This window comes from Hymenobacter sp. J193 (assembly GCF_024700075.1).
In the GTDB taxonomy this organism is placed as follows: Bacteria; Bacteroidota; Bacteroidia; order Cytophagales; family Hymenobacteraceae; genus Hymenobacter.
This window is the reverse complement of sequence record NZ_JAJONE010000001.1, coordinates 496,175-509,432: the sequence shown is the minus strand read 5'-3', so window position 1 is coordinate 509,432 and position 13,258 is coordinate 496,175. Positions and strand designations below refer to the sequence as shown.

Annotated in this window: 12 protein-coding genes; 5 read left to right on the top strand and 7 right to left on the bottom strand. The window is 60.3% G+C overall.

Going from position 1 to position 13,258, the window contains the following annotated elements; translation table 11 throughout:
* Positions 1 to 41: 41 nt before the first annotated feature.
* The 6 genes from LRS06_RS02250 to LRS06_RS02225 all read right to left on the bottom strand — a co-directional run bounded on the left by LRS06_RS02250 (position 42) and on the right by LRS06_RS02225 (position 5,462).
* Positions 42 to 416, bottom strand: coding sequence for a hypothetical protein (locus LRS06_RS02250; RefSeq protein WP_257869980.1), 375 nt, complete (start codon positions 414 to 416; stop codon positions 42 to 44).
* 114 nt (positions 417 to 530) lie between these two features.
* A complete protein-coding gene (locus tag LRS06_RS02245; RefSeq protein ID WP_257869979.1) occupies positions 531 to 1,046 on the bottom strand; it encodes a hypothetical protein in 516 nt (171 codons plus the stop codon).
* 219 nt (positions 1,047 to 1,265) lie between these two features.
* On the bottom strand, positions 1,266 to 3,434 hold the full coding sequence (locus LRS06_RS02240; protein ID WP_257869978.1) for a flotillin family protein: 2,169 nt from the start codon (positions 3,432 to 3,434) through the stop codon (positions 1,266 to 1,268).
* 158 nt (positions 3,435 to 3,592) lie between these two features.
* A complete protein-coding gene (locus LRS06_RS02235) occupies positions 3,593 to 4,234 on the bottom strand; it encodes an OB-fold-containig protein (RefSeq protein WP_257869977.1) in 642 nt (213 codons plus the stop codon).
* Between the two features lie 98 nt (positions 4,235 to 4,332).
* Positions 4,333 to 5,049: a PspA/IM30 family protein gene (locus LRS06_RS02230; RefSeq protein WP_257869976.1), complete on the bottom strand. Its 717-nt coding sequence runs from the start codon at positions 5,047 to 5,049 to the stop codon at positions 4,333 to 4,335.
* Positions 5,046 to 5,462 carry a YbjN domain-containing protein gene (locus tag LRS06_RS02225; protein WP_257869975.1) on the bottom strand — a complete coding sequence of 139 codons (417 nt, stop codon included), beginning with the start codon at positions 5,460 to 5,462 and terminating at the stop codon, positions 5,046 to 5,048. The genes LRS06_RS02230 and LRS06_RS02225 overlap by 4 nt, the downstream gene beginning before the upstream one ends.
* A 190-nt stretch (positions 5,463 to 5,652) precedes the next feature.
* On the opposite strand from LRS06_RS02225, the gene LRS06_RS02220 reads away from it, so the two are divergent.
* The 3 genes from LRS06_RS02220 to LRS06_RS02210 are packed head-to-tail and all read left to right on the top strand — an operon-like array spanning position 5,653 to position 8,560.
* Positions 5,653 to 6,435: a LexA family transcriptional regulator gene (locus LRS06_RS02220; protein ID WP_257869974.1), complete on the top strand. Its 783-nt coding sequence runs from the start codon at positions 5,653 to 5,655 to the stop codon at positions 6,433 to 6,435.
* A gap of 11 nt (positions 6,436 to 6,446) precedes the next feature.
* Positions 6,447 to 6,905, top strand: a complete 459-nt coding sequence (locus LRS06_RS02215; RefSeq protein ID WP_257869973.1) for a hypothetical protein — start codon at positions 6,447 to 6,449, stop codon at positions 6,903 to 6,905.
* 53 nt (positions 6,906 to 6,958) lie between these two features.
* Positions 6,959 to 8,560 carry a YdiU family protein gene (locus tag LRS06_RS02210; RefSeq protein ID WP_257869972.1) on the top strand — a complete coding sequence of 534 codons (1,602 nt, stop codon included), beginning with the start codon at positions 6,959 to 6,961 and terminating at the stop codon, positions 8,558 to 8,560.
* Between the two features lie 132 nt (positions 8,561 to 8,692).
* Here LRS06_RS02210 and LRS06_RS02205 read toward each other — a convergent pair whose 3' ends face one another.
* On the bottom strand, positions 8,693 to 9,847 hold the full coding sequence (locus LRS06_RS02205) for a DUF418 domain-containing protein (protein WP_257869971.1): 1,155 nt from the start codon (positions 9,845 to 9,847) through the stop codon (positions 8,693 to 8,695).
* 35 nt (positions 9,848 to 9,882) lie between these two features.
* On the opposite strand from LRS06_RS02205, the gene LRS06_RS02200 reads away from it, so the two are divergent.
* Together LRS06_RS02200 and LRS06_RS02195 are read left to right on the top strand one after the other, a co-directional pair.
* Positions 9,883 to 11,559: a sulfatase-like hydrolase/transferase gene (locus LRS06_RS02200; RefSeq protein WP_257869970.1), complete on the top strand. Its 1,677-nt coding sequence runs from the start codon at positions 9,883 to 9,885 to the stop codon at positions 11,557 to 11,559.
* A gap of 140 nt (positions 11,560 to 11,699) precedes the next feature.
* Positions 11,700 to 13,208: an NCS1 family nucleobase:cation symporter-1 gene (locus LRS06_RS02195; protein ID WP_257869969.1), complete on the top strand. Its 1,509-nt coding sequence runs from the start codon at positions 11,700 to 11,702 to the stop codon at positions 13,206 to 13,208.
* Positions 13,209 to 13,258 lie beyond the last annotated feature (50 nt).

The following is a 13,258-nucleotide window of genomic DNA, read 5'->3' as shown; positions in this document are numbered from 1 at the left end:
GGGCAAGGCACAAACCCTTGCCAGGAGAAAAGAGCTGCTAACTAGTTGGTTGAGGACCGCAACTTAGCCTTCAGGATAGCATTAGCTGGATCCGATTTAGCATAGATGACAGCGGTAGTATCGCCTTTTTTGTGGGTGCGCAAAAAGGCTCCGGGCACCCTCGTTCTGAGGGAATACGCCTTACCGGCCACTATATACTGCACCGATATTCGCTTGCCTTTGAACCTTCTTACCCGGGTAATGATGCCTGTGGCATACCCTGGATTGCTCAGAATCAACTCCCGCTCCTCAGCAGTTTTCGTTATGACGAAGTAGATGATGCCGGCTGCGACTGCAAAACAGAAAATCAGTCCAAGGACAAGGCCGACTACTTGCCGGGTTGAAGTTGGCGGATTGGTCGAATCAGGTGCTGGCATAAACTGCAACGAGAATGGGAACCCAACTTCCCTCGCCAAATGAGCAAGGGCAAGAGTGGTTGATAGGGCGAAATGCTGCCGGCTCAGCTGCGGTAGACGGTAATACAGCCGCGGCTACTCCGTGGTACGCACGCTGTCAACCACGCACCGGCCACTTTCCTGCTTGACGTAGAAGATCCAGCTGAAATTTTCTTCTCCTTCTGAGGGTAGCGCCAGGCGGTAGGCCTGGGTGCCGGGTTTAAGACCAGTTGCCTGGTACGCCGTCAGCTTGCTGATGTCGTCGAGTTGATACAGGTCCTGGGTGTGCATCACTTCGTCGGAATCAAAGCCTTCGAGCAACCCTTCCGTCACTTTCTCGGCTTCCAGCTCTTGCCCGCGCTCCAGGATGGAGGCCCGCTTCGTAGCTAGGTAGCTGGCGGAGAAATAGCCGGAGCGCCGGAGCGTATCGAGGTACACCGCCAGCTTAGGCCGGTTCAGCTGCATGTACTTCGTGGAGCTGACATTGCTGCGTGGGATTTTAGCTAACGTGGCCGCGTCTTCTTCACCGGTGAGCGGCATGTTGATGAAATCCGTGGTCGTATCGAACTCAGCGTTGTAACGCCGATGATACCAGCGCAGAAACCCTTGCATGCGCTCCAAACAAGGAGCCGCCGCAGTGGCTGCGGCTCCTTGTTTAGTTGTGGCTTGCTCGGCCGGCCCAGGCTGGGTGCGGGTCTCACCGGAGTCAGGGGCACCGCAGCTAGCTAAGAATACTGCTAAGGGTACTTGAAGCAGGAACGAGGTAGGAAGGCATAAAGACATGCAGCGTAGCTTGGTTCTCGCTTTGATTGATGAACGGAGCGCTATTCCCTACTTGAGCTCCAGCATTCGGGCGGGCTTGTCGCCGATGCCTAGGGCCGTAGCGGTGCTGGCCAGTTCCGTGATGGTGTTGCGAGTAGCGTCGTCGCCGGCCTTGTTCATCATTTTCAGCAGTAGGGCCGACACGCTCAGGTTTTTGATTTCCTCCGAGCTCAAACCAAACTGGTCCACGAAGCGGCGCAGGTTGGTTTTGAAGTCGCCCCCGCCGTCGGTGCTGAAGAAGGCGTCTTTCACCGTGCCCAGCACCTCGGAGTTATGCACCGTGCGGTCCACCATCTTGCCCTTGGTAATCGAGCCGATGATCTGGTCGAAGAACATGGTTTCCCCGCCCACGATGTCGATTTTGGCCGCTTTGAGGGCCTCACCAATAACCTCCGCTTGCGAGGCGGCAATGTCTTTCTGAATGTTGATCTGGGCTAGCTCCACCGACTTGTCCTTGTCGAGGCGCAGCTTGAATTCCTCGTGGTCTTTGCCCACCCCATCGAGCTTTTTCATGGCGTCGGCCTTGGCTTCGATGCCCTTGGCTTCCACCGCGAACTTCTGCTCCGAAACGGCCGCTTCGGCGAGGCCTTTCTTCTGGTCGGCATCGGCGCGGGCCTGGATGATGTCGGCGTCGGCCAGGCCTTTCTCGCGGTTGATTTTGGCGGCTACCATACCCAGCTTTTCGTCGGCTTCGGCCTGGGCCCCGGCTTTCGACTGGATGGCCTGGGCTTCGGCGGCGGCGGTGAGCTGGAGCACGTTGGCTTGGGTTTCGCCTTCTTTCTGGCGGGCCGTGGCTTTGGCCTGCATCACCTGCGCCTCCGCCAGGCCCACGGCGGTGGCTTTGCTGGCTTCGGCTTCGGCGAGGGTACGGATGGCTTGGCCTCGGAACTCAGCCGAGGCTTTTTCGGCTTCGGCATCAATCAGCGCCTGCTTGGCGCGGAACTCGGCGGCCTGACGCTCCATGTCGGCGTTGCCTACCAGGCTCACCGTGGCCGCTTCGGCCTGCTGCTTGGCGGCGGTAATGGCGACCAGCTTTTCACGGTCGGCCTGGGCCTGGGCGCGGGTGTCCTTGATTTTTTCCTCTTCTACCACCGTGGCTTTTTCCACCGTGATTCTTTCGCGAATAATGGTCTGGATGTTCTTTTTCTCTTCTTCCAACGCCTTTTCCTTTTCAATCTGCGCTAAGGCCACAATCCGCTCCCGTTCGTTGATTTCCAAAGCTTTGGCCTGAGCTACTCGTTCGGTTTCCACGGCGTCGGTGCGCTGCTTATTGCGCTCGGCTACCAACACCTGCCGGTCGCGGTTCTGCTCGGCAATGCCCACTTCTTCCTCCGTGGCAATGCGGGCTTTTTCGCCTTTGAGACGCTCTTCCTGGGTCACCTTCTCCGTTTCGGCCAGCTCCCGCGCCTTGATGTTGGCAATTTCGCGCTTCTGCTTTTCCTGGTTTTCAATCAGCTGCTTTTCCAGCTCCAGAATGGTTTCCTGGGCCTCTACGTCCTGCTTTTTGATGGTTTTCTGCTGCTCCCGCTGAATGGAGTTGGCCTGAATCTTCTGCTCCGAGGTCAGGGCAATGATTTTCTTGATGCCCTCGGCATCCAGGATGTTGTCCTGGTTCAGGGCCGCCAGCGGGGTTTGCTCCAGGTAGTCAATGGCGCAGTCGTCGAGCACGTAGCCGTTCAGGTCGGTGCCGATGATGCGCAGAATCTCCTGCTTGAACTGCTCCCGGGAGTTGTAGAGCTCGATGAAGTCGAAGTGCTTGCCCACGGTTTTGAGGGCTTCCGAGAACTTGGCGTCAAACAGGTTTTCGAGGGCCGCCGGGTCGGAGGCGCGGTGGGCACCGATGCTCTGGGCCACGTTGAGCACGTCGTCGTGGGTTTTGTTGACGCGCACGAAGAAGTTCACCTTCACATCGGCCCGCAGGTTGTCTTTGCACACCAGACCTTCGGAGCCGGCCCGCTGAATGATGATGGTCTTGAGCTTGATGTCCATCACCTCCATCTTGTGTAGCACGGGCACGATGAAGATACCCGTAAACGAAACCTTCGTGTCGCCCATGCCGGTGCGCACCAGGGCCTCGCCCTGCACGGCTTTCTTGTACATGCGCGCCACTACGGCCAGGATGCCGAGCAGAAACAAACCGAGCACGACCAGCACGGCAATTGAGAGTTGACCAATCATAAAAAGTAGGGTAGAGGTAGAATCAGGGGAGAAGAGGTTGCGAGAGGTGATGTCCGGAATCGAAGATGGATTCAAGGATGATGACTATTCTTTTGGTCAGTAGCGGCCGTGGTACTGGCCGTTTTCTGTGGCTTGCTGATCTTGGAGCGGTCAATTCATTAGCTGGCTTCGTCGTAAGGCTCAATGAGGTAGCAGCGACTGGGCGCGTGGTAGTCAATAACCAGGGCCGTGTCGCCTTTGCGCAGCTCGGTAGCGGCGGAGGCGGCTTTCACGTTCAGCATCAGCGTGTCGCCGTTGGTGCGCACGGTGGCCTGGCCCAGCCGCTCATGCGAGGCCGGCAGCAGCAGGGTGCAGACTTTGCCAATGGGGTTGCTGCCCGACTGATCCTGCTCCAGCGTGGCAAACAGCTTCACGAAGGGAGTAGTCAGCACTTTGGCTACGAGCAGGCTGCCAATAAACAGGGGGAGGCAAAACGCTAGACCCAGCAGTAGGGAAGAGTTGTGCGTGTAGTAATTTGTGAGGATGCTGCCCACCCACAGCGGCAAAGCCAGAAAGCTCACGAACACCATCAGCGGCACCCGGCCCAGGTTGAAAAATGCCAGGGCGTGGTTAAGCCACGCTACGCTCAGGTGGGCATCGTGGGGCACATCGTGGGTGCTATCCACGTGCAGATCAAGATCCAGGGTCTTGAAATCGAGCAGCCCAACGATGACCGTAAGCCAGTACAGCAGCACGAAAATCAGCAGGCCCGTAGCCAGCAGATTAGGCGGGGAAACCGCCGCTTGTAGGAGTTCGGTCATAGGCATACAGTGGGCAGCTTAAAGGTAGAGGATTTGCTGCGCGGCCCAACGCAGCCGCGCGGCACCTCACCGTATTTGTTTCTTCAACTGACCCCGGCTTACTGTGCGTTGGCATCCAGCCCCAGTTTTTCTTTCAGGGCCTGCAAGTCGGCGGCTGCTTTGCCGGCACCGCTCTGCTGCAGGGCCTTGTCGATTTCCTGGTCAACGGAGCGGCTTTCCTGGGCAATCTGGCCGTAGGACTCGGCCAGGGCTTCCTCGGTGGCTACCTTCTCCTTCATGCGCTCCAGCAAAGCTACCGTACCCGAGGAGTCAATCTGGGCCAGCTGCTGGTTGATGGTTTTGGTGGCCGTGCTCACCGTGACGCGGGCCTTGAGGGTCTTCAGCTCGTTTTCCCACTGGCTCATGGTCTGCTTGAGCTGCTGCACGTTCTGGTCGAGCTGGGCGGCCGAAGCGGCAAACTTCTCCTGGTCGGTGGCGGCGCGACTGGCCTGCGCTTCGTTTTCAGTTTTTTTCAGCAGGGCCTCACCGGCCAGCCGGTCGGCTTCGGCGGTGGGCAGCTCGCCCTTGTGGGCGCGCTGCAGCAAAAGCACGGCTTTGTTTTCGTAGTCCAGGGCCTTGGCGCGGAACGCTTCGCCCTCGTTGCGGGCCCGAATCACCATGGCTTTTACTTCGGCCAGGGCGTGCAGGCTTTTGTCCAGATCCTGGCGCAGGTCGCGCAACCCTTGCTCGGTCATTTTGATGGGGTCTTCGAGCTGATTCACGGCAGAATGGGCTTCGGACTGACCAATTTTGAAGAGGCGGCTGAAAATGTTCATGGCTTTTGGGGGCTTGGAGTCTTGGAAAAAGCAATCAGTTCGTCGCTGAATTCACTGAGCAGCAACGCCAGGGAGTTGAACACGGCTTCCAGCTCGGGGCGGTCGAGCTGCTCAAGCTGGAGCGTGTCGCGAAAAATGACCTTGCAGCCCGAGTCGTCGAGCACAAAGGCGCCGTGGATGATGTCGCGGTTTTTCTGGAGCAGCCGCTGGTACACCTCGCAGGTGGGGCCGGGCAGATCCAGCAGGTGCTGCTCCATAATCAGCAGGGGCTCGCCGCAGCCCAGCACCAGATGCTCAATGCCCAACTCCGGCTTGCTCACCACCAGAATGTTGGAGGCTGCGTCCTGGTGCTGAATGTCGAAGTCCAGCTCCAGCAGGTAGCGCTGGATTTTAGCGAAGTAGCTCTCGGCCATAAAAAGAAATAAGGTGAAGAAATCAGAAGGTAGGGAAAGCGGAGCAGGAACGAGGAAGCGTAGAATATAGGCGTGCTCAAAAAAGAGCTAGCGAATGCGCAGGTAAGCGCTTATGTGGTAGCTTTACGCTGCAATTCTACTCAAAGTTTGAGAGATGCTCAAGTTTTGAGCGAAATATTTTTTCTCTGCTATGTCCTACGTTGGCAAGAACATTCGCAAAATCCGAACGGTTAAGAAGCTGAGTCAAGCGGCTTTTGCCGAGTTGTTTGGCCTGGCCCGTCCCAGCGTGGGCGCCTATGAGGAGGGCCGATCAGAGCCCAAAATGGAGACGCTGATTCAGATTGCTCAGCATTTTGGCTTATCGGTTGATCTGCTACTAACGAAAGAACTGACGGTAAATGAGCTGTATCATTTCGACATCTTTCAGAAAGAAGCCACGCCCGTTCCGGCCACGAAGCCAGCCGCCCTGGCTGATCAGCAGGCCAACGTTACGCCCTTTGTGCCCGCCGACCGCTTGCTCGAATACATTGTGCAGCACCACAACACGGCTTTCCTGGATGCACTGATGCCCCTTACCTTTCCGCATACCCTGGGCCCGGTCACCCGCGCCTTTGAGATAGTGGGGGCCGAAATGCAGCACCAGCAGCAGGGCCTGCGCCACCAGGACGTTATTCTCTGCCAGCGCGTGGAGCTGGCCGCGCCCACTCTGCGGGTGCAGCGCATCTATGCCTTCGTAACGCAAAGCAAGCTGCTGGTGCGGCGCCTGGCCGAGCGGATATCAACCACCCACCTCAAGCTGCGCGCCGATAACCCTGATTATGGCTCAGAGGAATTTGCGCTGGATCAGGCCCTGGAAATCTGGGAGGTGAAGGCCGTATTTACCACTCACCTGCGCCCGCCTTCCCGCATCGAGGACCGGGTGCTGCGCCTGGAGCGGCAAGTGGAGGAATTGTTGGCGCGGCTGGACGGGTGAGCCGAGTGTGTATGGGGTTCTTCGATTTCCTCTTCAGCAAGCCTGTGTACCTGGAGGACAAGTTTTTCGGCCAGCTCCAGTGGCTTGGTGACAAGGCACAGACCGGATACTCTGAGGGAAAACGGATTTTTCAGCCTACGGGCCAAGTACTGGAGTTCAACATCAGTGCCCAAAAAACCGGCCCTACGGCGGCGCATTCAGCCTTTTTTCAATGGGTAGAAGCTCAGTATCCGGCGCTTTGCGGGGCGGCCGGGCCGCTTATCACGGCCGAGTTCGGTAAGTGGATTTCTGGCTTTCAGATTCAGGACTTTGAGCGTGAGTTCACGCCCACCTTTCTTTCGATTCCGGCAAATGCCGCTGACCCGCTGGCCGAGTGGGAACTAGCATTTGATACGGTGCATGACCAAAACCATACGGTCACGGTTTGCTTTGTAGGTGCCACACCCGTATATGGGCGAGTGGATGGTTGAGGGTTTCTGGTAAGAGAAACCCTAGCCACCTTGTATCAAACCTATTTTACATTATGTCTGCTTCCGCCCAACCCCTCGAAAACGCCACGTTTCAGAATTCCTTTGTGGAAGAGCTGCGCGGCGATACATCCCTGAACAATAGCCCACGCCAGGTGCCGGGCTACCACTACTCCCGCGTGCAGCCCACGCCCGTAGCCGACCCGCGCCTGCTGGCCTGGTCGGAGGAGCTGGCGGCGGAGCTGGGCCTGAGCCAACCGCCGGAGCGGGGCGCAGCCGTGGAGGCGCTGGCCGGCAACCGCGTGCTGGAAACCATGAAACCGTTTGCGGCGCGCTATGGCGGGCATCAGTTCGGCAACTGGGCCGGGCAGCTCGGCGACGGGCGGGCTATGTCCCTGGGCGAGCTGCCGGCCCTGAATGGCACCACCCGGGAAATCCAGTTGAAGGGCGCCGGCCCCACACCCTACTCACGCCGCGCCGACGGGCGGGCCGTGCTGCGCTCCTCGGTACGGGAGTTTCTGTGTTCCGAGGCCATGTACCACCTGGGTGTGCCCACCACCCGCGCCCTCAGCCTGGTAGCCACCGGCGACGCGGTAGTGCGCGACATGTTCTACGATGGCAACGCCCGCCCCGAGCCGGGCGCCATTGTAGCCCGGGTGGCGCCTACGTTCGTGCGCTTCGGCAACTTCCAGCTGCTGGCCGCCACCGGCGAAATCGACAACCTGCGCCTGCTGGCCGACTACGTAATCCGGCGGCACTTCCCGGAGCTGGGGGAGCCGAGTCCGGAAGTGTACGAACGGTGGTTTGCGCAGGTGTGCCAGCGCACGGCCGTGATGGTGGCGCACTGGATGACGGTGGGCTTCGTGCATGGGGTAATGAACACCGACAATATGAGCATCCTCGGCCTCACCATCGACTACGGGCCCTACGGCTGGCTGGAGCCCTACGAGCCCGACTGGACGCCCAACACCACTGACTTTGCCACCCACCGCTACGCCTTTGGGCAGCAGCCCCGCGTGGCCCTCTGGAACCTGATGGCCCTGGCCCAGGCCCTCACACCCCTCATATCCGACCCGCAGGCGCTGCGTCCTCACCTGGATGATTACGTAGCCACATTCACGGCCAAGCGCCAGGAGTTGCTGCGCCGTAAGCTGGGCCTGGGCGTGGTGCTGACGGAGGATAATGCCCTGCTGGATGAGCTGCTTTCGGCCCTTGAAGCAGCGCAGGTAGATATGACGGTGTATTTCCGCCAGCTTAGCCACCGCACCTTCGACGTGCTGGCGGGCACAGCCTCCGAAGCCACGGCATGGCCGGCGCTGCTGGCTGACGCGGCCTACCCCGATTCTCCGGCTGAAGGCCAGGACCAGCTGCAGCAGTGGCTGTGGCGCTACATGCAGCGCGTGCGGCAGGAAACTACAGCACCGGACGATATTCGGGCCGGAATGCTGGCGGCCAACCCTAAGTATGTGCTGCGCAACTACTTGGCCCAGCAAGCTATTGAAGCCGCCGAAGCTGGCGACCTGGCTCCGCTACAGCGCCTGTATCAGGTTCTCAAAACGCCCTTCGCCGAGCAGTCCGAACACGAGGACCTGGCCGCCAAGCGCCCCGAGTGGGCCCGCGAAAAGCCCGGCAGCGCCACGCTCTCGTGTAGTTCCTGATTAGGGAATTACTTATAAGTCTAAACGACACCAAGCAGATACCCGAGAAAAACCATTGCTTCTTTTGAGGAAAAACATTGCCACTTTTTCCTCAAAAGAAGCAATGGTTTTTCTCGGAAGGACGGTGGCCCGTTACCCGGGTAAAACAGGCGAGGAGTGCGTGAGCCGAAGCAGCAGCCATTCCAGCGGACCCTGCCGGAAACGGCGTAGCCACCAGCCCGAAATCAGTGTCTGTAGCAGAATGAGTGGGACGTAGGCGGCCAAGAGCGCGAGAGGCGGTAGTGTAGCGTACAAACCCAGGCCGTAGCCGTAGAAAAGCAGGCTGTACAGCAGGTTCTGGAACAGGTAATGAGTGAGTGACATGCGGCCCAGGGGCGCCAGCCAGGTCAGCAGCTGGCGCCCGAAGTCGGTGGTGTTCCATACCAGTGGAGCCGAAACCAGCACCAGCACGTTGCCGGCATAGAACACCGCTACCAGGCCCAGTTTCAGCGCGGCAAGTGCCGGATTGCTGGGTTCTTCCCCGCGCAGGCCGGAAACCTGCAGCAGGATGCCTGCTCCCACCAAAGCTGCCAGGGCCGCGCCCAGCAGCCTTAGCGCCGGCCGGCGCTGCACCCAGCGCCGGTAGCGGGCCTGCTCGCCCAGGAAGTGTCCCAGCAGCAGCCAGGCAAAGATTCGGGCCTGAAACACCAGCGCCTCCGGTGACCAGAAACTGAAGCTGCTCAGTCCCAACCGTGTCCGGGTAACCTCGGTAAAGGAGCCGTGCTGCAGGCTCTCCCGGATAGTGGCAAACACTAGTGGAGGTGCGTCGGCAGTTGATCCGATAGGGGCGAAGCTAAGCAGAAACAGGACAGTCGCTAGGCTTAGCCGCACCGTGGGCGGCCACCACCGGATGCTCAGCAGCAACAGACTCATAAGGGCATACTGATGCAGCACGTCCCCGTTCCAGATAAAGGCCAGCTGCAGCAGCCCCAGCCCACCCAGCACCAAAGCCCGCCGCACGAACGGCATAGGGCCTTTGGCTTCCAGGGCCAGGGCCGCCGCCAGCCCAAACACAAGCGCCATGATGGGGTAGAATTTCCCTTTCAGAAAAATCATGAAAACCGTGAACCCCAGCTGCTGCCCGGCCTGCGGGAACTGCGTGGCGTACTCGGCCACGTAGGCGCTGTCATAGTTGAAAGCCACCAGGTTGACGGCCCCTACGCCCACCAGCCCCACCCCGCGCAGAATATCCAGCAGGTCGTCGCGCCGGGAGGCTGGGGGCGGGGAGGCAGGCACAGGAGCATTCATGGGCGCTTTCGTTTATTTGCGAAAGTTCACACAAAATGCCTTCATCTCCGCTTGTCCGTCTGCGCCGGTACCTGGGCTCTGCCTGGGGGCTTTGGCTGTTGCTGGGCGGCTACGTGGCCCTGGTAGAAATGCGCCCCGGCCGCCTCTACTATATCCTGACGTACCTGCTATTTCAGGAAAGCGTAACGCAACTGCTGGGCTACCTGCTGTGCCTGGGCCTGGCAGTGGCCGGGCTGCTGGCGCTGTGGCTCAACCGCGCCCGGCTGCTGTATAGCTTGGGCAGCGCGCTGTGGCTTGTATGCCTGGCAGTCAGCCTCACGTACCGCCTTATTATCGGCTACAACTTCATGTACTCGGATGCAGTGCTGGCCTGGAACAACCGCGCCCTGGCCGGGGTAGCCCTGCAAAGCTACGCCGGTCAGCTGGCCGGGGCGGTGCTGGGCGCCAGCCTAGTGCTGGCCGGCCTGCACTGGCTGCGGCAGCGCATAGCCTGGCGCGCGGCCCCGGTTTCGGCGCTGCTGCTGCCGCTGGCGGGAGCGGCCATCTATGCCCAGATAAAATGGACCACCGGCACCGTCGATGACTTCCCGGCTTTGTACCGGGTGCCGCTCACGCTGCTGGCAGCCATTACCGACCAGCTGCCCCAGCCCCAGCGGGCGCCCGTGCCGGTGGCCCCCGTGGCACCAGGCGTGCCCCATTTGTTTCTGGTGGTGGATGAAAGCATTACGGCCTCGGAGCTGACGCTGCAAGATTCTGCTTTGCGCACTACGCCCTTTCTGTATTCGGTGCGCGGGCAGCTCCACGACTTTGGGGTGGCCAGCGCCACCATCAACCAAAGCGCGGGCTCCAACATTGCCCTGATGAGCGGTACCCGCCCCGCGGAGCTGCCCGACACCCGGTACCGCACGTTTGCCCGCACCAGCATCTTTCAGTTTGCCAAGCGGGCCGGCTATGCCACGTACTATATTGATGCCCAACTGGGCGGCGACGTGCTGCAGAACTTCATGAGCCCCGAGGATCTGCGCTACATCGACCACGTGGAGCGCCCCGCCGCGCAGCAGCCCCAGCTGGCCTACTATGAGCGCGACATGGTGGTGGCCGCGCGGCTACGCGAGCTGGCCCGGCAGCCGCGCAAAGTTTTCACCTACGTAGTAAAAGCCGGCGCCCACTGGCCCTACGCCCGCACTTACCCGGCCGACTCAGCGTTTTTTCGCCCCGTCCTTTCCCCGCGCAGCCTCTACAAAGACCAGAACCGGACCCTCAATACCTACCACAACGCCGTGCGCTGGACCGTGGACGAGTTCTGGCGCAAACTAATGACGGACATTGTGCCCCGGGACAGCGCCGTGGTGGTGTACACCTCCGACCACGGCCAGAACCTGACGACCTCGGGTGTGGCTGTTTCGCATGCGTCGGTGTATGAAACCTCGCCCCAGGAAGTAGCCGTGCCACTCTGGGTCTGGGACGCCGGTAAGCAGGTGACTTTTCCTCCAACGGCCGTAACCGGCCCGGGCCGCAGTCACTTCGATATATTCCCGACGCTGCTGCGGCTGCAGGGCTACGCGCCGGCCTGGGTGGCGCAGCACTACGGCTCCTCCCTGCTGGACGCCCCGACCCAAGAACCCCGCCGGTTCATGACGGGTGACTTGTTCGGGCGGGGGCCGCACGCACTGCAGCCTTTCCAGTGGCCGCTCGCGCAGTCGGTGAAGTAGCGCGAGCCGGCAGCCAGGGCGGCATTGCCCACTATACTATGTGGATGCCGCTGCATTTCTGGCAGCCCGCCAGCGGAAATGCTTGCGTAAGGTGCTTTCTCTGCTTTACTTACGAAGTGAACCTTCTAAGGCGCCGCCCTATGCAAGTACTTTCTACCCCGGTAAACGACCAGCCCAGCGCCGGCCTCACCAGTCCTGATCTGGCCCCCGTACCCGCCGCGGCCCGCACCTGGACCAGCGCCAACTACGCCGCCCTGTGGATCAGCATGAGCTTGTGCATTCCCACGTATATGCTGGCCAGCTCGCTGATTGAAGGCGGCATGAACTGGTGGCAGGCACTGCTGACTATTTTCCTGGGCAACACGGTGGTGCTGGTGCCCATGCTGCTCAACGGGCACGCCGGGGCTAAATACGGTATTCCGTTCCCGGTCTTTGCGCGCGCGTCGTTTGGGGTGCGTGGGGCCAACGTGCCCGCTCTCTTGCGTGCAATTATTGCCTGCGGCTGGTTTGGCATTCAGACGTGGATTGGCGGCTACGCCCTCTACCAGATGGCCGTGCTCTGGGTGCCGGGGCTGGCCACGCTGCCGGCCGTGTTTCCAGCTTCCTGGGGCCTGGCAACGGGACCGGCCATAACCTTTTTCCTGTTCTGGGTGCTGAACATGTACGTGGTGTACTTGGGCGTCGACAGCATCAAGAAGCTGCTGGTGTTCAAGGCGTTTTTCCTGCCGGTGGCGGCAACAGCTTTGCTGTGGTGGGCCATTTCGGCTGGCCACGGCTTGGGGCCGATTCTGGCGCAGCCGGCCAAATTTGCTTCTTCGGCCGAGTTCTGGGCGTTTTTCTTTCCCTCGCTCACGGGTATGGTAGGCTTCTGGGCCACGCTTTCCCTCAACATCCCCGATTTCACCCGCTACGCCATCAGTCAGCGGGCTCAGGTGCTGGGGCAGGCCCTGGGGTTGCCTTCGTCCATGACGCTGTTTTCCTTTGTGGGCGTGGTGGTTACGTCGGCCACGTTCGTGATTTACGGACAAACCATCTGGGACCCGGTGGTACTGGCTGGTAAGTTCGACAGCAAAGTGCTGGTGAGCGTGGCCATGCTGGCCGTAGCGCTTTCCACCCTGGCCACCAACATTGCCGCCAACATCGTTAGTCCAGCCAACGACTTCGCCAACTTCGCCCCCGAGAAAATATCCTTCACCACGGGCGGCTACATCACCGGCGTCATCGGCTTGCTGATCTTCCCCTGGAAGCTCATAGCCGACCCCTCCGGCTATATCTTCACCTGGCTGGTAGGCTACTCGGCGCTGCTGGGTCCCATCGGCGGCATCATGATAGCCGACTACTACCTGCTGCGCCATCAGCAACTCCACGTACCGGACTTATACCAGTACCAGGGCCGGTACACCTACCAAAACGGCATCAACTACGCCGGCATGCTGGCTTTGGGCATCGGCATTCTACCCAACATTCCCGGCTTTTTGCAAGCTGTGGGTGCCGTGCCAGCGGGGAGCGTGTGGCCCTGGCTGGCGGCCGTGTACAACTACGCCTGGTTTGTAGGCTTTCTGCTGGCCGGTGGCCTCTACGTGCTGCTGATGCGCCCCCAAACCCGCCTGTCCGTATCGCCCCCACTGGCTGCCGCAGAGGTAGCTTGAGCAGAAAAACAGACAGTCATTCCGAGCGCAGCCGAGGAATCTCGCGTGCT